Below are 17329 nucleotides of genomic sequence, written 5' to 3'. Positions count from 1 at the left end.
CACGCAAGCCCGCGCATACGCGCAGGTGCTACTCGGCGTCCTCGGCAGCCTCGACGGCCTCGGTCTCGGCAGCTTCCTCGGCCTCAGCCTCGACGGCCTCCTCGACCTCGGCAACCTTCTTGTCGCCGACGGTGACGGTGACGGTGGCCTTGATGGTGCGGTACAGCGACACGATGACCTCATGCTCGCCGGCAACCTTGATCGGCTTGCCCAGCTCCACGCGGCGCTTGTCGATCTCGATGCCGAGCTCGGCCTCGATGGCCTCGGCAACCATGGTGGAGGTGACGGAGCCGAACAGCTGGCCCTCTTCGCCCACCTGGGCAGCCACGAACACCTTGGCGGCGTTGAGCTTCTCGGCCAGGGCGTTGGCGTCAGCGATGCGCACTTCCTCGCGCTTCGCGATGTTCTTCTTGCGCTCCTCGAGCTGCTTGAGGTTGCCCTTGGTGGCCCTCACGGCGTAGCCCTGGGTGAGCAGGTAGTTGTTGGCAAAGCCCGCGGCCACGTCGATGACGTCGCCTTCGCCGCCCTTGCCCTTGAGTTCCTTCAGCAGAATGACCTTCATGTGTCCTCCTTAGCCACGATTGCGACGGTCGCCGCGACCGCTCACAGCGGGGACAACGTAGGGCATGAGAGCCATCTCGCGAGCGCGCTTGACGGCGTTCGCAATGTCGCGCTGGTGCTGGGTGCAGGCACCCGTCACGCGGCGGGGTTTGATCTTGCCACGATCGGTAACGTACTTGCGCAGCATCTGCGTGTCCTTGTAGTCGACGTACTCGACGTTATCCTTGCAGAACTGGCAGTACTTACGACGAGGCTGCTTAGCGTAATCGGCCATATTAACCTCTCAACTTTCGCTTAAAACGGGATGTCTTCGTCATAAACCGAAGAAGAGGCGTCGATGACGGGGGCCGGGGCGCTGTACGCGGGCTGCGCGTTGTATGCGGGTTGCGCATTGTACGCAGGCTGGGCGTTGTACGCCGACGCGCCGTAGTCGCCGGAGTTGTGAGCACCGCCGCTGTTGCGGCTCGACATGAACTCGAGCTCGTCGACGATAACCTCGATCTTGCTGCGCTTCTGGCCGTCGCGCTCCCACTGGCTCCAGCGAAGCTTGCCTTCGATGGAAACCTTGGTGCCCTTGGTCAGGTAGTTGCTGAGGCTCTGCGCGCGCGTGCCGAACATGGTGCAGTCGATGAAGTTGGGATAATCCTCCCACTCGCCGGTCTGCGGGTTCTTGCGGCGGTCGTTCACCGCAACGCCCATGCTCATCACGGGCATGCCGGACTGCGTCTGGCGAAGCTCGGGGTCACGCGTCAGGTTACCGCTGATAACAACTCGATTGATGCTCATTTCCACCTCTCCTCATGCTGGGGCGGCTTGCTGCCGCCCGATCTCTCACTAGTCGCGATCCGTGCGGGCCACGATCATATGACGCACTACCGCATCGGTGATGCGCAGCACGCGATCGAGCTCGGCGATGTTCTGGGGATCAGCGTGGAAATCGATGAGAGTGTAGTCACCATCGGTCAGACCATTGATCTCGTAAGCGAGTTTGCGCTTGCCCCACGCGTCGACGTTGTCGATGGAACCCTCGCCAGCGGCGATCGTGGTCTCGATGCGCTTCATAACACCCGCGCGCGTCTCTTCGTCGATAGTAGGAGCGACAAAAAACAGCAGTTCATAAGCCTTCATCAGCTCACCTCCTTTGGACTTTACGGCCCCGGGCTGGTGAAGGCTCTCACCGGGGCAGGATACAGCCTGCCTAGTATATCAAAGAGCCTCGCCTTGCATACCCGCCGATTTTCCCTCGATCACGTTTACCACACATATGCGCTCGTCGCGCGAGGCGTGGGGCCGTTCGTGATCCCGCCCATGTCCCGCCCTGTCACTTCTCGCGCCACGCCGCGCGCGCCGAACGCCGGCCCTGACAGCCCCGCGCGGGCGCTCCTCCTGCCGAGTTCCCTTCAGGTTGCTCGCCTCACGGGGTTGCCGAAGCTCTTGCCCCTCAGGATAGCGGCACCGTCTGACAGGCCGATGGCGGGGACTTGGCGAATCCGCCGCACAGCGTGAGAGCGGGCGCTCTGCCGCGAGGCGGCTGGAAGGAACCGATTGCGCGCCGCCACCTGACGCAAAGGCGGTGGCGAAGCGCTGCGCTTCGGTGCGAAGGAGGCAGAACAGGCGTCGCGTTTTGGCGCAAAGGAGGTGGAAAGAGTGCCGCGCTTTGATGCGAAGGCAACGAATAGGCGCTGCATTCTGGCGAGAAGTTGGCGAATCGCCGCTTCAACCTGGCAGGAACCAGGCAGAAGGCCGCCGCAACCTGACGCGAAGAGAACGTAATGGGAAGACGAGAGGGAGGGAGGGAGGGAGGGAACGCGGCGGGGGAACGAGGAAGCGGCCAGCTGCCCCGCATGGGTATCGGGGCAGCTGGCCGCTTCTGCAAGATGCACGTGAGAGTCGCGCAGGGCGAAATGCGAACCGCGCGAGGACACGTCAGAGGAGCGCGTGAAACGACGGTGAGCAGCGCGAAGGTGCGTCAGGGGGCCGCGCGGGCTCGTCAGAGAGTAGCGCGAAACGCAGCCCTATTCTTCGACGCCCTCAACCTCGTCTTCCTCGAGGTACTTCTCCTCGATCTCCTCGTCGGTGTACTCGGAGGCGTCCTTCAGGTTGCCCATGAAGTTGGGAGCCTCGCCCACGTAGACGGGATCGATCTCGAATATCGGCTCGCAGCCTTCCGCTTGGGTGTACAGGTACCCGATGGCGAAGCCGTCGTCGGAGCCCGGGACGCCGCCCTCGGCGATAAGCGCGTCGAGCATGCCGTCGTCCGTCTCGACGTAGCCGTCATAGCACAGCGCGTACGCCTCGGCGCCGCGCGCGCCCTCGACGGTGTGGCGCGCGAAGTTGAAGCACTCCTCGGCGTCCTCGCCCGGATGCGTCTCGATGAACAGGTTGTCCTTCACAACCAGCGTGGTGAAGGGGATCACCTCGGCGCCCTGGTCCATCTTGCCCTTCGCCTCGTCGAGGGCGAACAGCAGCACCTTCTCCAGAATCTCAGGAATCTCGGGGACTTCCTGGCTTGCGTTTTCCACGTCGCGATCGGCCATGACGGCCTCCTTTCGTTGTAGGCTGTCGGTATTGTCGCACATTCGCCACACCTCTCCCACCGTGCAGGAGCAGATGTTCCCATTCTTCCACCCAAGAAGCAAACCCGCCTTATGAGCATGCCCCTCCCCCAGCAGCCCAGCACACCCAGCACATCCAACGTCCCCAAGGTCCCCGACGTCCCACCACCCCCTCTTCGGCGTGTTTTGCGAATCACGTTCCGCAAAACACGCCGAAATGATGCAACAGTCGACTCCGCATTCCAGAGTCCGTGCGTCCGCCCCTTGGGGACGAACTTGCGCACCCTGTTTCTCGAAGCCGAACTTGCGCGCTACTTCTCGGGGGCGATCTTGAACGCTATCGTGTCGCCGTTCACCATGGCGGGGCCGTGGCGGAAGAACACCGTGCCGTCGCAGGGGCTCAGAAGCGTTTCGAGCACCGAGCAGTCCTGCGTCGACAGGATCTCGGCGAGCACGTCGCCGCGCCTCACCTTCGACGCCACGTACACCGCCCGCTTGAAGAAGCCCGCGCGCGTCGTCCGCACGTTCACCAGGTCAGACTCGCGCAGCAGCCTTGTCGTGCAGCGCGGCGGCACGTCGGCGCTCACCGCGCCCACGCCGTGCAGGAACCGCATGATGCAGCCGACCACGAACGCCGCCGACTCCTCGTCGATGCGCTCCGTCTTGGGGCTGTACAGCGAGAACGCGTAGGTGTCCCACACCTGCCAATTGTAGTTGAGCGTGGTGGTGTCGAAGGGCGCGGGCTCCTTCAGCATGGCGTAGGGGAAGCGAAACAGCTTCGCCAGCTCCCACGAGCGCGCCAGGTCGATGGCGCCGGTGTCGGTCACGCGCACGTGCGGCTCGAACTCGCCGGGCAGGTAGAAGCTGCACAGCTGGATGCCGTACGTGCAGCCCTCGATCGCGCGGAAGAGCCCGGCGGCGATGCGCTGGGTGGTCTCGCCCTGGTCGTAGCCGGGGAACATCCGGTTGACGTCGGTGTTGTCCATCGGCCAGAAGCGGTGCGCGATGTTCATCGAGAACGAGTTCACCGTGGGGATCACCGTCACCCGCACGTCGCCCGTGAGCGTGCCTTCGCGCTCCATCTCCTGCAGGCGCTTGACCACCGACGCGCAGATGTAGGTCTGCTGCACCTCGTTTCCGCGCATCGCGCCCACCACGGCCACCGACGTGGCGGCGTCGGCGGGGCCGAACGCGTACGCCTCGATGGCCATCCGCTCGCGGTACGGCGTGTCGAGCTCGAACAGCCTCAGCGTCTCCATGCCTCACTCACCTCCCAGAACGCGCGCCAGAAGCGAGCCGGGGTACACCACCGGGTACTCGCGCAAGGTGAACAGCAGCCCGTTCACCGGGCAGCGCACCTCCTCGCGCACCACGCCTTCCAGCGGATCGACGATCACGCCGATGAGCTCGCCCTTCCCCACGCGCTTGCCGTGCGCCGCCCTCGGGAGGAACACGCCCGCCGCGTTCGCGTTGAGGAAGCTCACGCGATGGTCGCCGCTGACCATGGGCATGCCGTAGCGGCCGAACTCCCCGCTCCAGATGCCGAAATGGTTCGCCAGACGCAGCATGCCGTGCGTGAGGCGCGCCGTCTCGTGCGGCGTGATGCGCATGCCCACGCCCGTCTCGACCACCAGCGTCTTCGTGCCGATGGAGTTCAGCGAGTACGCCAGCGTTGACGCAAGCACCGTGGCCGACGCGTGCACCCACACGAAGTCGATGTTGATCAGGTGCGAAAGCGGGAGGAGCTCCACGGAGCTCTCCTCGTTGATGCGCACCTGGGGCATCTCGCGCAGAAAGATGTTCGACGCGTGGATGTCGACGCACACCTGCGCGCCCCTGATGTCGTCGATCACCGCCGCCGCAAGCGCCTCGGTGAGCGAGCCGGCGGCATCGCCGGGGAACACGCGGTTGAGGTCGAGGTCGTAGCCCGGGACGCCACGCTCGATGGAGTTGATGCCCAGCGGGTTGATGGCGGGGTATATGTCGATGATGCCGTGCACCTGGTCGAGGTGCGCGCGCAAGATGCGCGCCAGCTCGAACGCCACGTGCTGGCCCTCGAGCTCGTCGCCGTGGATGCCCGTGACGACCGCCATGCGCGGCGCGGCTTCCAGCAGCTCGGGGCGCACGGCGGACGCGGACGGCTCGCCAGGGGCGACGCCCGCCTCGCGCGCGAGGTCAGCCCCGATGATGCGGTTCTTCTGCACCAGCAGATGCTCCCGCACCGGAAGCTCTGCGGAGAAAACGGTCTCTACCATGTTGCTTCTACCATGTTGTTTCGTACTCTCTCAGTTGCCAAGGGGCGCCTGGTGGGCCAGCGAATGGGTCAGCGGGCGACAGGCGCCGAAAAGTTGTCACCCGAAATTATAAGGGCGAGTGTTTCACGTGAAACACTCGCCTCTGAACGTAGCAGCCAATTAACAAACGGACGGGCGGATGGGTGGGCGGAGGCGAGTCCTCCGACGTCCGGACGGAGGGGCGAGCTCCGACGCCCGGACGAGCGGATTGGCGTGAACCGACACAAGCGAAGCCGCATGGAAGACGGCGACGCAGGGCGCGCGTAACGCGCGGAAAGCACGCAGGGAAGGGTTGCCGACGTTCGCGCCCCGAGAGAGCCTGCTCTACTTCGCCTTCGCCTCGGCAGCCACCGCTTTGGCGAGGTGCGCCGTGGTTGCGTTCACCGCCGGCGCGTCGTCGCCGAGCGAGGCGGACACCTTCTGCGTCTGCTCGGCGTTCCCGCGGAACATCCCGCGCTCGATGGGGCAGTCCTCGAAGTCACGGCCCGTGGCGAAGAGCATGTAGCGGTCGTCCACCACGCAGTTGTGCGTGGGATCGAGGCCGCGCCAGCGCTCGCCGTCGTGCACCTCGACCCACGCATGCGTGGCGCCTTCGCCCACCATGAGCCCCGTGACATAGCGCGCGGGAATCCCCAGCGCGCGGCACAGCGCGATGAGCACGTGCGCGTAGTCTTGGCACACGCCGCGCCCCGCCTCATACGCCTCGGCAGCCGTGGTGGTGGTGTCCGTCGCACCCGGGGCGTATTCGAAGGAGTCGAACACGCGCGTGCACAAACACTGCGCGAGCGCCCACGTATTCGCGCTGCCCTTCGCGCTCCAGCCAGCCGCCTGCGCCTCTTCCTTCGCCAGCGCGCGCAGCGCGTCGCTCGGCATCGTCAGCTTCGTGGCCTGCAGGAACATCGGGTGCGCGGGCGTCGGGCCCGCGTCGTCGGGCTCCACCATGGCCAACCCCGTGGCGTAGAAGTCGAAGGACTCGTGCGCGGAGGGGCAGTACCCCACTACGATGCGGTTGCCGAAGCCGTCGATCTGCTCCGACAGCGGGATGCGCGGGCGCGTGAACACCTGCGACTCCATCACCTTCTGCGTGTTCGTCGACTTCGGCAGGCAGCGCAGCACGAAGCTGTGGTCTGTGACCGGCTCGCTGAACGCCAGCGACGTTTCGAAAACATATGAGAGCATCCTCATAGACGTTCCTCCAAATAACGCGACCTCCCTCCCTTTCGGCGTGTTTTGCGAAACGCGTTTCGCAAAACGTCCCGAGGAAGGCCGCAACGAATCCCGCACCCTGCGCCTGCAACCGCCCGCGAGCTCACAACCCGTGTCCGCCCGTGAGCTCGCGGCCTACGATGCCCGCAAGCCTGCAGCTTCACATGTCTCGCGCACCCGCGAACTCACAACCCGCGACCGCCTGCGAACTCACGGCCTGCGGCTCCACGCGTCTCGCGCGTCGCTGCGCGCCCGCAACCCGCTCTCCGCGTTCGCGCTGCGCACATCCTCTCAGAACACGCGCGCGATCAGCTCGAGCATGCTCCCGAGTTCCTCGTACGTAACCTCATCGGGGAAGCGCGGTGAGAAGATCTTGTCGATGAGCTCCTTGAACGCGTGGCGGTCGTACGAGATGCCGGTGCGGTCCACGCGCGTCGCGAGCTTCTGCGTCTCCTTCCGCAAGTCCCCCAGATGGTAGTTCAGGCGCACGTACAGATCCATGCGCTCGATCGACATGCCGCACTTGATGATGTTGCGCGCGGAGTCGTTCGCGATGTAGTCGTCGCACGAGCCCTTGAACGCCATGATCATGTCGATGACCGTCTGCAAGTCGAGAAGCGGCGTGGGCGACACCTCCGCGCGCTCGATCTCGTTCAGCGCCATCTGCACGTAGGCGCACGACTCGGTGCCGATGACGTCGCGCAGCACCACCGCGTTGTCGTACGCCGCCGACATGGAGTAATGCGTCGAGGCGGTCAGCGTGCGGCTGAACAGGCACTCGTGGAAGAACTCCACCGGGTCGTCGTTGTCCTGGTCGAAGCCGAGCTCCTCGAGCTGGCCCTTCCAGTTGCCCTCGGTCGAGTCGAGCGCGGCGTCATAGGTGGCCAAGATGAACTGCAGCGTGGTGGTGCAGCGCTCGACGTAGCGGCCCAGCCACAGCAGGCGGTTGACGCGTTCTAGCGAGAGAGTACCCATGTGTCCTTGAACCCTCCTCCTTGAGACGAATTGACGACGGAAGAGCCCTCCTGGCGGGCGTAGCGCGTGAGGCCGCTCGGCCACACGGTGGTCTTCTCGCCCGAGAGGACGAACGCGCGCAGGTCAGCCTTGCGCGGAACCATCTCGTGGTTGATCCACGTGGGCAGGCACTTGAAGTCGATGACCTCCTGCGCGATGAAGCGCCGCGGCTCGGCGCGCACGAGGTCCTTCAGCTCGGCGAGCTTCTCCGGCTCAAGCTCGCAGCCGAACACCACGCCGTAGCCGCCGGCCTCCGCCACGTCCTTGATCACCAGGTTCTCGGCGTTCTCCATCACATACGCCAGGTCATCAGGGTAATACGGCAGGTACGTGGGCGCGTTCCTCAGGATGGGCTTCTCGCCGAGGTAGTATTCCACCATTTGCGGAACGAAATAGTAGATGCCCTTGTCATCGGCCGCGCCGTTGCCGGGCGCGTTGATGATGGCCACGTTGCCCGCGCGGTACGCGCACATGAGGTTCGGCACGCCGATGAGGCTCTCGGGCAGGAAGCACAGCGGGTCGAGGTACTCGTCCGACAGGCGGCGGTACACCGCGCCCACGCGCGCGTTGCGCGTCGAGTCGCGGTAGTACAGCACCTCGTCCTCCACGAACAGCTCGCTCGGCTCGGCGAGCACGGCGCCCATCTTCTCGGCCAGGTAGCTGTGCTCGAAGTACGCCGCGTTGTAGCGCCCGGGCGTGAGCACGACGTTGATGCCGCCGCGGTTCACGTTGTCCATCACGCCCTTCAGGCGGCTGCCGTAGTCGCGGTTGTCGACGAGCGGCACCTCGCGGAACGTGTCGGCGTCGCAGCGGCGGCACAGGTTGCGCGCGATGAGCGGATACGACGCGCCCGAGGGGATGCGCAGGTTGTCCTCGAGCACGTACCATTCGCCGTCGTTGCCCTCCACCAGGTCGATGCCGGAGATGTGCGAGTAGATGCCCTCGGGCGGCATGGTGTTCTCACACTGGGGAAGGTAGCCCGACGACGCGTAGGCGAAGTGCTCGGGCACGACGCCGTCGCGGGTGATCTGCGCCTCGTTGTAGAGGTCGCGCAGGTAGGCGTTCAGCGCGTCGACGCGCTGGATCAGCCCGCGCTCGAGGTGCTGCCATCGGTCCGCCTCGATGATGCGCGGCACGGCGTCGAAGGGGAACAGGCGCTCCTCGAACACGCCGCCTTTGTAGATGCCGAACTTGACCCCATACCGCGCAAGCTGCTGGTTGATCTTGTCGGTATGGCTCACGAGCCTCGTGTACATGGCGCCCTCTTCTGAACCTAGCCGGTTCCAGCCCTCGTCTTGGGCACCGTCGGCGCTGAAGCAACCTCCAGCGCACACGCGGTGCATCATGCGAAGCCCGCGAACGCGCAATCCCCGCCGCTGCGCTTCACCAGACCATTGTAAGCGAAACCGCGTTGCCAAGCCGTTACGCAGGCAAATTACCGCGGGGGAATGAGGGCAGAACACCTTTGCCTTCCCAACTATGCCAGGGCCCTCTTCTCCTCGGCGAGCCGCTCCCCGATCCAGAGGTTTATCACGGCCTGCCTGGAGACCGCGTGGTGCCTTGCGGTCGCGTCCAGCTCGCTGATCATCCACTCCGGCATGCTGATGTTTATCTTGCGGGCAGCATCGTCCTGCCCGGGGAAGCGGGTCTTCTCGTCGATGATGAACTCCGTCATGTCCGTTCCCTCGTCGAACATGGCCTCAAGGCCCCTATCGCTCGTTGCGTTTGCGGTCATAGTATGCAACCTCCTTCTGCGTTGCCCGTCTGACTGAGATGATGCGGATTCTCTCGCCGCGCATGGTGTAGATGGCCGTCCAGCAGCTTCCCGCATAGTGCGCTATCAGAAGCTCGCGCCTCTCGCCTCTGTATTGCACAGCCGTCGCCATGCGCCACTCGTCATCCCAAAGCCCCTGCGCCTCCTCGAAGTCGATGCCATGCTTCTCCTTGTTGGCCGCGCTCTTGTTCGGGTCATACTCGAATGCCATGCTTTCCTCCTTTTGCACCTCCATTGTATACCCTATATGTATCTGCTGGCAATATAAGAGATAGCGCTGCCTTTCTGAGCACTCACAGGGCAGCAGCGAGCTCCGTCAGGAAGAGAGCGAGGTTGACTGCCGGAAGGTCGCGAGCAGGCCCGTGGTGGCGAGGGCGCGCGCAACGGGGATGTACCCCGTGCACCCCGCAGATCCTCGTCCTGTCCCCCGACAGCTTCAACCCCGAGCACGAGGACGTCGTGATACGCGCGGGGACGAGCACATGGTGGAGTTCAGCGGCCGCGTGGTTTGGTTTAGAATATGGGAAGCAATGGGAAGTTGTCCGAGACCAAAAAGCCCTCTCACCTGCGATAGCAGACAGAGGGCTTTATCTGTGTAGCGGAGGAGGAGGGATTCGACATGCCTTCACCTTCGGCGAATTCATGAGACCTCGCTTGCGCTCGGCCCAGAACAGCCCACTGGGCTGTTCTGCTTTCGCAGGGTTCGAATCCCCTGAGAGGCTTCCGAATACGAAAAACGCCCCGTTGCCGGGGCGTCTTAAAAAACGTGGCGGAGGAGGAGGGATTCGAACCCTCGTTACGCGGGTTACGCGTAAAACGGTTTTCGAGACCGCCGCATTCAACCACTCTGCCACCCCTCCGCATGGGGTGCGGCGCCTGGGTTTTCTCAAGCGCCTGCGCGCAGAACGCGAAGTTCGCACGCCGCATCAATATAAAACGAAGCGCTGATCAAAATGTTTCACGTGAAACATCGACGCGCTTCCCGTAATTTCAAATGGCGGAGAGATGGGGATTCGAACCCCAGATACGCTTTTGGCGCATACACGATTTCCAATCGTGCTCCTTCGGCCAGCTCGGACATCTCTCCGCGTACCTACAGCTGCATGGCTGATGCAGCGACTATGTATTTTAACTCAGATTTTTCCCTTGAACAAGAGGGATTTTTCGCTAGTAGCGGCTCACCAGCGCATAGTAGCCGCCGGATTCCGCCACCTCGAGCGGAACGTCGAACAGCGCGCTCATGCGCTCGCCCGTGAGCAGCTCTCCCTTGGAGCCGTCGCCGAACACGCGGCCGCCCTTTATCAGCACCAGCCGGTTGATCTCAGGGATGATGTCCTCGGGGTAGTGCGTCACCAGGATGATGGCGCGGCCGCCCTGCGCCAGCGCGCGCATGGTGCGGCGCACGTAGTACATCCCCTCGGGGTCGAGCCCGGTGCACGGCTCGTCGAATACGAGCACGTCAGGGTCGTGCACGAGCGAGCGCGCGATGAGCACGCGGCGCGCCTGCCCCGTTGAGAGCGTCATGATGTCGCGCGGCGCCAAGTCGGCGATGCCGAGCTCCTCCATGACGTCGTAGGCGCGTTGGCGCTGCCGTTCGGTCACGTTGAACCGCCGGGGGACGCCGAGCGCGCCGAACAGCCCGCCCACCACCACGTCAACGGCGGGGAGGTGAACGGTGATCTGGTCCTGCATGGTCGACGACACGATCCCCAGGCACGCGCGCACTTCCTCGAGCGTCGCGCGCTCGCGGCCGCGGAAGAGCACCGGAGGCTCGTCGCGGTGCAGCGGGAACGCCTCGCGCGTGATCAGGCTGATGAGCGTCGACTTGCCCGAGCCGTTCGGACCCAGGAGCGCCACCGACTCGCCTTCGGGCAGCACGAGCGACTCGACCGACAGAATGTCGCGAGCTGCGCGACGCACCACCGCGTCACGCAGCTCGAGGAAGGGAAGAGCAGGGTTGTCCATGAAGGGCTACGACTCCACAGGCTGGGAGGACGTGCTTGCGGAAGAGCCTTCGGCGGCGTTGGCCGCAGCGTCGCCGGCAGAGGTGTCAGCGGCGGTGGCAGCCGAGCTCTCGGCAGCAGCGTCGCCGTTCGCAGCCTCGCCTTCGCCTGCCGCCTCGCCCTCACCCGCGGCGCCCTCAGCGCCGTCAGCCGCGTCGGTTCCCTGGGCGTCAGCGCCCGAGCCGTCGCCGGCAGCGTCAGCGCCGTCGCCGGCAGCCTCGGCGTCTGAGCTGCCCTCGGTCTCGTACTTGCTCATGTCGACGTCGTACGGCAGGCCCTCGGGCATGTCGTTGATCACCACGTCAGACGCGTCGCGCTTCTCCTTCAGCCACGCGTCGAGCGCCTCGCTCTTCTCGGAGTCCGCCGCGTACGTGCGCACGCGCTCGATGAACTCAGCGGGCAGCTGGTTGACGTCGGTCAGCTCCTCGGGCGCCGTGAACACCTCGGTGCACTTGATGATGTGGATGCCGTAGTCGGTGGTGACCAAGCCGCTCACCTGGTTGATCTCAAGCCCGTCGAGCGCCTCCTGGTACTCGGTCACGAACGTGGTGAGCTTGTCCCAGCCCACGTTGCCGCCGTCGGCCGCCGAGCTGTCCTTGGAGTACTGCTGCGCCGCCGCGGCGAAGTCGAGCGTGCCGGCGTTGATCTGGTCGAGCACCTGCTGCGCGGTGGCCTCGTCGCCTGCCTCGAACAGGATGTGCGACGACTTCTTCGCGCCGTTGTAGGAGGTGGAGAACATCTTGCCGTAAGTCAGCATGCTCTCGTCGGACGGGTTCTCAACCGCGAACGAGTCGGTCACGCCCTGGTACAGCAGCGAGAAGCGGATGTTGTCGCGGTAGGTGTCCTCGGTGAGGTTCTTCGACTTCAGGGCTTCCTGCCACTTCTCGTCATCAGCGTAGTTCGAGCGCGTCTTCTCGAAGCCCTCCTCAACCTGGGCGTCGTCGACCGTCACGCCGCGCTCCTCGGCGAACTGGCGGATGAGCTCCTGCCCGATGAACCCGTCGATGAAGGACTCGCGCATCTTCTCGGGCGTGCTGCCGGACTGCGCGAGGTACTTGCCCCACGCGTCCTCGGTGTCGAGCGAGTTCGCCGCGCGCTGGTTCTCGATCATGATGGTCACGTCGTCTTCCGCGATCTCGACGCCGTTGACGGTGGCGGCCACGCCTCCCGTGAGCTTCACGCCGTTCGAACTCGTCGATTCCGCCGTGCAACCCGCAAGGCCCCACACGCACGCCGCTGCCAACCCCGCCGCGAGAATGCTCTTCGCAAAAGACATCTTCTTCATGCTTGTTCCTCCCGAGAACACGGGGCTACCGTCAAGCCCCGTGGTAGTTTCGGCGTGTATTTTCGCATACGGACAATGACGTGGGAGAACGCGCACAATATGACCACTTTCGTTCCACATGCGACGAATACTCGCGGCGGGGGGACGCACGCGCGCGTGGCGTTTGCGGAAGGGGAGCCCAACGGCGGGCAAGCAGCGAAAAGGCCCCTCAGCTTGCAACGGTCTTGCAGCAGCTGAGGGGCCTTTCGCGAAACGCGTTTCGAAAAACCGCCCGAAAAAGAGGGGCCGCGAGCGGGACGCGATGCGAGCGGATCGCGATGCAAGCGAACACGAGCGGAACGCCCGCGCTCCGAAAGCGCAAGCGGGACGCCCGCGCGCCGAAAGCGCGCTCCTACTTCTTCGCGGCCTTCTTGCGGTCGGTCGCCGACAGCAGGCGCTTGCGCAAGCGGATGCTCTTCGGCGTGATCTCCACGAGCTCGTCGTCCTCGATGTACTCGAGCGCCTCCTCAAGCGTAAAGGTCACCGGCGGCGTGAGCTGGATGGCCTTGTCCGCGGTGCTCGAGCGCTGGTTGCCCAGGTTCTTCGTCTTCTCCACGTTGACCACCATGTCGGAGTCCTTCGCCGACTCGCCGACGATCATGCCCTCGTAGCACTCATCGCCCGGGCCCACGAACAGTCGACCACGCTCCTGGAGCGTGTCAAGCGCATACGCCACCGCCTTGCCCGTCGACATGGCGATCATGCCGCCGTTCTTGCGGCCCGCCATCTCGCCCGAGTAGGGGCCGTACTCCTTGAAGTGGTGGAACAGCACCGCCTCGCCGTGGGTGGCGTTGAGGATGCGCGTCTTGAGGCCCATGGTGCCGCGCGACGGGATGCGGAAGGTGAGGTGCGTGATGGCCTCGTCGGACGCCATGTCCTCCATGATGCCGCCGGCGGTGCCCATGACCTCGATGGCCTTGCCCGCGTAGTCGTTCGGCACGTCGACGGTGGCCTCCTCGATCGGCTCGAGCTTGTTGCCGTGCTCGTCGACCTTGTACACCACCTGCGGGCGCCCCACCTGGAACTCGAAGCCCTCGCGGCGCATCGTCTCCATGAGGACGGACAGGTGCAGCACGCCGCGGCCCGCCACCTCGATGCCGGTCTTGTCCTCGGTCTCGCGGATGCGCATGGAGATGTTGCTCTCCTTCTCGCGCAGCAGGCGCTCCTTCAGCTGGCGGCCGCCGACGATCTCGCCCTCGCGGCCGACGAGCGGGCTGGTGGACGCCTCGAACACGACGGCCATCGTGGGCTCCTCGACGGCGATGGGCTCCATGGACACGGGGTTCTCGGGGTTGGTGATGATGTCGCCGATGTCAGCGTCCTCGATGCCGATGACGGCCACGATGTCGCCGGCGTGCGCCTCGGGGACCTCGACCTTGCCCAGGTTCTCGAACGTGTACACCTTGCGGATCTGCGCGGTGTAGTCCTCGCCGTCGGCCTTCACCACGAGCACCTGCTCCTTCTCGTGCAGCGTGCCGCTGTGCAGGCGCCCCACGCCGATGCGGCCCTCGTAGCTGCTGTGGTCGACGGTGCAGACCTGCAGGGCCACCGGGCCGTCGGCGTCGACGTCGGGCGCGGGGACCTCCTCGAGGATCATGTCGAGCAGCGGGATCATGTCCATGTTGTCGTCGCCGGGCTCGAGGCGCGCGTAGCCGTTCACGGCCGAGGCGTATATCACGGGGAAGTCGAGCTGCTCGTCTGACGCGCCGAGCTCGACCATCAGGTCGAACACCTTGTCGACGGCGCCCTCGGGGTCGGCGTTCGGGCGGTCGATCTTGTTCACGACCACCACGATGCGCAGGCCGCGCTCGAGCGCGTGGGACAGGACGAAGCGCGTCTGCGGCTTGGGCCCCTCGTACGCGTCGACGATGAGCAGCGCGCCGTCAGCCATGTTGAGCACGCGCTCCACCTCGCCGCCGAAGTCGGCGTGGCCCGGTGTGTCGATGACGTTGATCTTCACGTCCTTGTACGTGATCGAGATGTTCTTGGACAAGATGGTGATGCCGCGCTCGCGCTCCTGGTCGTTGGAGTCGAGCACACGCTCGGCCACCTGCTGGTTCTCGCGGAACACGTGCGAGGCCCACAGCAGGCGGTCGACCAAGGTGGTCTTGCCGTGGTCGACGTGCGCGATGATGGCGACGTTGCGAATGCTCTCCTGCTTCATGTTGCTTCTTCCCTCTTCTTGGTATGCTCTTGGCATGCTCGACGGCATCGCACGTGGCAGCCGCATCCCTGCGCGCGTTGCGCAAACCCCCGAGCTTTTTCTCGCACCTTTGGCGAAGTTCACCCGCGCATATCTACGCGCGCTGAGCAAACTCCCGCACGGTGTTGCTGTTTTTCTGACTTACTGACGGAAACTGCTGTATGGTACCACTTCGCGCGCGAGCCATCGCGCGCTTTTGACGCTCGGCGGCAATAACAGCGCGATTGTCAGCGCCAACACCGCAAGGTCACCACAATTCCCCGTGAGGTAGGTGGCGGGGACGGCCCCGGTCGCAACCAGCAGGGGCCCCAGGTAGAGCACGTTGAAGACAGCGTGTATCACCACGGGCTGTTTGATCGACCCTGTTTCCAAAAACACAGCCGCCATGCAGAAGCCGAAGAGCCCCGCCTGGAGTGCCTTGAGGAGAGCCTGCGCGACGAAGACGAGGACGAGTGTGGGAACGGGCGCGGCGCAGGCGGGTGTGGGAACGAGGGCGAAGGCGGAGGCACATTCGGCAGGCGAGTCGAAGGCTCCTCCGGCAAGGATGATCTGCGAAAGGGAGCTGCCATCTAGAGACCCCGATACGTGCAGGATGCCGAACACGAGCGCGCTGAACACCGCCGCAACGAGCGCGGGGCTGGCGCGGAGTCTTTCGCTTCTGGACTTTTCCCCTAATTCGCTTTCCGCTTCTATCCCAGGTCTTTCTTCGCTCCTTTTCTCAGAACGCACATGCTCGATTACGCAGGGAACCACGATCCCCCGGAACAAACCTTCCTCGAATACGGCCGTCGCCGCGCAGAGCAGCAGAACCAGGGCGCCGCGCTCCACAAGATCCGCCACGCTTAACGAGAGCATCCCGCCCGCAGCGCCATTCGCCATGCTCCACGCTCCCCCAACAGCCGCAGCCAGCATGAGCAACACGTAATGTTTCACGTGAAACATTCGGGAGAGCGCAAAACGGATGTCGAGCCCGTGGGAAGAAGGCGAATCCGTCAGGCGGCCATCTGAACCACCAAGGATTCGCACGCCCGGAAGACGCCCGCCCAACCTGCCGAATGACTGCGGCACGAGCAGCCCTATCAGCAGCATGACCACAACAGCGGCAAACGCAGTGCTCGCCGCCTGCGCAGCCAAGGCGCTTCCGCGCACAGCTCCCGAGCAGGCACCCGCCAACGCGAACGCGCACACCATGGTGACAAGCGGGTACCGCGCGTATGCGTCTCTGATCTTCATGGGTAAAGTATAATCTCCCCAACTCCCTTGGCGTGTTTTGCGAAGTGCGTTTCGCAAAACACGCCAAGAGTAACGAAGAAAGCTGGACTCGCCGTGCCGACTGGCCCCTCCAACATATCGAGCGCCCCCGACGCAGCCAGCGGCATACACCCGGGCGTGTCTGCGTTCACCCTCAAGGCAGCTGCCATCATCGGCATGACCTGCAACCACGTGGCGAACGTGTTCTCGGGCGCTTTCGCGGGATGTGATCCATGGGGCGCCCCCGCGCTCCTCGTCCTCTACGCGCTCGGCGGCATGACCTTCCCCGTCATGGCGTTCCTCATGTCAGAAGGCTACGCGCACACCTCGAACGTGCGACGCTATGCCAAGCGGCTCCTCGTGTTCGCCCTCATATCGCAGGTCCCCTTCTCCCTGCTGTGGAGCCTTGTGGGAAACGTGATGTTCACGCTCCTCGCCGGCCTGGGCATCCTCTACGCACGCGACCACTGCAAAAGCATCGGCGCGTTCGCCGCATGCTTCTGCCTCGCGCTCGGCATCAGCTCCTTCTGCGATTGGCCCGTGATCGGGCCTCTCATGATCTTCCTCTTCCACGAGCTCAGAGGCCAAGGGGCACGCGGCATCATGCTGACCATGCTCGTCCCCCTCGCCTCGACGGGCGTCCCTGCCCTCGCGAACATCCTGACGGGCGGCTCGTTTCCCTCCTATTCGCTTGCAGGCACGACGGCTCTGTTCACCTCCTGGTGCGAGCTCGGCTACGCCTGCGTCGGGTTCCTCTTCGCCGCAGCCTTCATCACCCGCTACCGGGGCCGCCGCGGCCGACCCCTCAAGTGGTTCTTCTACGCCTACTACCCTGCGCACCTCTCGGTGATAGCCGCGGCAGCCTACCTGATCCTGTAGCCATCCCCAGCAAGGCGAACTCCCCGCCGCAACGACATGGCGCCCCGCTTCGTGACCGAAGGCATCTACGAACCTGCAGCGCGGACCTGGCGTACATCCACTTTGCTGGATCACCTCGCGGCGCGCAGGGCGCGACCTGGTTGATTTGCGAAGTCAGCCGAACACCTTCCCTCGACCTGCGCGTTCCATGGTTAGCCGAACGCGATGACGGTGTTCTGCGGGCGACCTATCGGGATCTTTTCCTGTTCGGATGACTCTGGAGGCA

17 protein-coding genes and 2 tRNA genes are annotated in these 17329 nt (G+C 64.6%); 1 reads left to right on the top strand and 18 read right to left on the bottom strand.

The annotated features are described in order from the left end of the window. Positions 1 to 28 precede the first annotated feature (28 nt). From rplI to HRL41_RS07855, 18 genes are all read right to left on the bottom strand, one after another. Positions 29 to 562: a 50S ribosomal protein L9 gene (gene rplI / locus HRL41_RS07940; protein WP_165173057.1), complete on the bottom strand. Its 534-nt coding sequence runs from the start codon at positions 560 to 562 to the stop codon at positions 29 to 31. A gap of 9 nt (positions 563 to 571) precedes the next feature. Then, positions 572 to 835, bottom strand: a complete 264-nt coding sequence (gene rpsR, locus HRL41_RS07935; RefSeq protein WP_165173055.1) for a 30S ribosomal protein S18 — start codon at positions 833 to 835, stop codon at positions 572 to 574. A 20-nt stretch (positions 836 to 855) separates the two neighbouring features. Beyond that, entirely contained in the window at positions 856 to 1347 is a 492-nt protein-coding gene (locus HRL41_RS07930) for a single-stranded DNA-binding protein (RefSeq protein WP_172136305.1), read from the bottom strand. Between the two features lie 48 nt (positions 1348 to 1395). After that, the gene (gene rpsF, locus HRL41_RS07925; RefSeq protein WP_165052674.1) at positions 1396 to 1689 is read right to left on the bottom strand and encodes a 30S ribosomal protein S6; all 294 of its coding nucleotides are present in this window, start codon (positions 1687 to 1689) and stop codon (positions 1396 to 1398) included. An 887-nt stretch (positions 1690 to 2576) separates the two neighbouring features. After that, a complete protein-coding gene (locus tag HRL41_RS07920) occupies positions 2577 to 3098 on the bottom strand; it encodes a hypothetical protein (protein ID WP_172136304.1) in 522 nt (173 codons plus the stop codon). A gap of 329 nt (positions 3099 to 3427) precedes the next feature. Beyond that, positions 3428 to 4375 carry a M14 family metallopeptidase gene (locus HRL41_RS07915; RefSeq protein ID WP_172136303.1) on the bottom strand — a complete coding sequence of 316 codons (948 nt, stop codon included), beginning with the start codon at positions 4373 to 4375 and terminating at the stop codon, positions 3428 to 3430. Between the two features lie 3 nt (positions 4376 to 4378). Continuing rightward, positions 4379 to 5371, bottom strand: a complete 993-nt coding sequence (locus tag HRL41_RS07910) for a M14 family metallopeptidase (RefSeq protein ID WP_172136302.1) — start codon at positions 5369 to 5371, stop codon at positions 4379 to 4381. A 363-nt stretch (positions 5372 to 5734) separates the two neighbouring features. Further along, entirely contained in the window at positions 5735 to 6595 is an 861-nt protein-coding gene (locus HRL41_RS07905; RefSeq protein ID WP_172136301.1) for a transglutaminase family protein, read from the bottom strand. 312 nt (positions 6596 to 6907) lie between these two features. Continuing rightward, the gene (locus HRL41_RS07900) at positions 6908 to 7591 is read right to left on the bottom strand and encodes an alpha-E domain-containing protein (RefSeq protein ID WP_165173044.1); all 684 of its coding nucleotides are present in this window, start codon (positions 7589 to 7591) and stop codon (positions 6908 to 6910) included. Then, the gene (locus HRL41_RS07895) at positions 7573 to 8886 is read right to left on the bottom strand and encodes a circularly permuted type 2 ATP-grasp protein (protein WP_172136300.1); all 1314 of its coding nucleotides are present in this window, start codon (positions 8884 to 8886) and stop codon (positions 7573 to 7575) included. The genes HRL41_RS07900 and HRL41_RS07895 overlap by 19 nt, the downstream gene beginning before the upstream one ends. A 221-nt stretch (positions 8887 to 9107) precedes the next feature. Then, on the bottom strand, positions 9108 to 9365 hold the full coding sequence (brnA, locus tag HRL41_RS07890; protein ID WP_253904782.1) for a type II toxin-antitoxin system BrnA family antitoxin: 258 nt from the start codon (positions 9363 to 9365) through the stop codon (positions 9108 to 9110). After that, complete coding sequence (locus HRL41_RS07885) at positions 9340 to 9615, bottom strand: BrnT family toxin (RefSeq protein WP_172136299.1); 276 nt, start codon at positions 9613 to 9615, stop codon at positions 9340 to 9342. The genes brnA and HRL41_RS07885 overlap by 26 nt, the downstream gene beginning before the upstream one ends. A 556-nt stretch (positions 9616 to 10171) precedes the next feature. Beyond that, positions 10172 to 10264 (bottom strand) — tRNA-Ser (locus tag HRL41_RS07880). Between the two features lie 135 nt (positions 10265 to 10399). Then, a tRNA-Ser gene (locus tag HRL41_RS07875) sits at positions 10400 to 10491 on the bottom strand. Positions 10492 to 10571: 80 nt separating this feature from the next. Continuing rightward, a complete protein-coding gene (locus HRL41_RS07870; RefSeq protein WP_172136298.1) occupies positions 10572 to 11369 on the bottom strand; it encodes an ABC transporter ATP-binding protein in 798 nt (265 codons plus the stop codon). A 6-nt stretch (positions 11370 to 11375) separates the two neighbouring features. Next, entirely contained in the window at positions 11376 to 12692 is a 1317-nt protein-coding gene (locus HRL41_RS07865) for a peptidylprolyl isomerase (RefSeq protein WP_172136297.1), read from the bottom strand. A gap of 391 nt (positions 12693 to 13083) precedes the next feature. After that, the gene (gene typA, locus HRL41_RS07860) at positions 13084 to 14895 is read right to left on the bottom strand and encodes a translational GTPase TypA (RefSeq protein ID WP_172136296.1); all 1812 of its coding nucleotides are present in this window, start codon (positions 14893 to 14895) and stop codon (positions 13084 to 13086) included. A gap of 180 nt (positions 14896 to 15075) precedes the next feature. After that, positions 15076 to 16167 carry a type II CAAX prenyl endopeptidase Rce1 family protein gene (locus HRL41_RS07855; RefSeq protein ID WP_172136295.1) on the bottom strand — a complete coding sequence of 364 codons (1092 nt, stop codon included), beginning with the start codon at positions 16165 to 16167 and terminating at the stop codon, positions 15076 to 15078. A gap of 93 nt (positions 16168 to 16260) precedes the next feature. Between HRL41_RS07855 and HRL41_RS07850 the strand changes: the two genes are divergently transcribed. Next, entirely contained in the window at positions 16261 to 17064 is an 804-nt protein-coding gene (locus HRL41_RS07850; protein ID WP_371808820.1) for a TraX family protein, read from the top strand. The last annotated feature ends 265 nt before the right edge of the window (positions 17065 to 17329 follow it).

The organism is Adlercreutzia sp. ZJ473 (assembly GCF_013185065.1).
Taxonomy (GTDB): domain Bacteria; phylum Actinomycetota; class Coriobacteriia; order Coriobacteriales; family Eggerthellaceae; genus CAAEEV01.
This window is presented reverse-complemented; position numbering and strand designations above follow the sequence as displayed.

Coding starts and splice junctions, on each gene's coding strand:
- HRL41_RS07895 (WP_172136300.1), bottom strand. CDS start 8,886: ATGTACACGAGGCTCGTGAGCCATACCGACAAGATCAACCAGCAGCTT.
- typA (WP_172136296.1), bottom strand. CDS start 14,895: ATGAAGCAGGAGAGCATTCGCAACGTCGCCATCATCGCGCACGTCGAC.
- brnA (WP_253904782.1), bottom strand. CDS start 9,365: ATGACCGCAAACGCAACGAGCGATAGGGGCCTTGAGGCCATGTTCGAC.
- rpsR (WP_165173055.1), bottom strand. CDS start 835: ATGGCCGATTACGCTAAGCAGCCTCGTCGTAAGTACTGCCAGTTCTGC.
- rpsF (WP_165052674.1), bottom strand. CDS start 1,689: ATGAAGGCTTATGAACTGCTGTTTTTTGTCGCTCCTACTATCGACGAA.
- HRL41_RS07900 (WP_165173044.1), bottom strand. CDS start 7,591: ATGGGTACTCTCTCGCTAGAACGCGTCAACCGCCTGCTGTGGCTGGGC.
- HRL41_RS07905 (WP_172136301.1), bottom strand. CDS start 6,595: ATGAGGATGCTCTCATATGTTTTCGAAACGTCGCTGGCGTTCAGCGAG.
- HRL41_RS07930 (WP_172136305.1), bottom strand. CDS start 1,347: ATGAGCATCAATCGAGTTGTTATCAGCGGTAACCTGACGCGTGACCCC.
- HRL41_RS07885 (WP_172136299.1), bottom strand. CDS start 9,615: ATGGCATTCGAGTATGACCCGAACAAGAGCGCGGCCAACAAGGAGAAG.
- HRL41_RS07865 (WP_172136297.1), bottom strand. CDS start 12,692: ATGAAGAAGATGTCTTTTGCGAAGAGCATTCTCGCGGCGGGGTTGGCA.
- rplI (WP_165173057.1), bottom strand. CDS start 562: ATGAAGGTCATTCTGCTGAAGGAACTCAAGGGCAAGGGCGGCGAAGGC.
- HRL41_RS07870 (WP_172136298.1), bottom strand. CDS start 11,369: ATGGACAACCCTGCTCTTCCCTTCCTCGAGCTGCGTGACGCGGTGGTG.
- HRL41_RS07915 (WP_172136303.1), bottom strand. CDS start 4,375: ATGGAGACGCTGAGGCTGTTCGAGCTCGACACGCCGTACCGCGAGCGG.
- HRL41_RS07910 (WP_172136302.1), bottom strand. CDS start 5,371: ATGGTAGAGACCGTTTTCTCCGCAGAGCTTCCGGTGCGGGAGCATCTG.
- HRL41_RS07855 (WP_172136295.1), bottom strand. CDS start 16,167: ATGAAGATCAGAGACGCATACGCGCGGTACCCGCTTGTCACCATGGTG.
- HRL41_RS07920 (WP_172136304.1), bottom strand. CDS start 3,098: ATGGCCGATCGCGACGTGGAAAACGCAAGCCAGGAAGTCCCCGAGATT.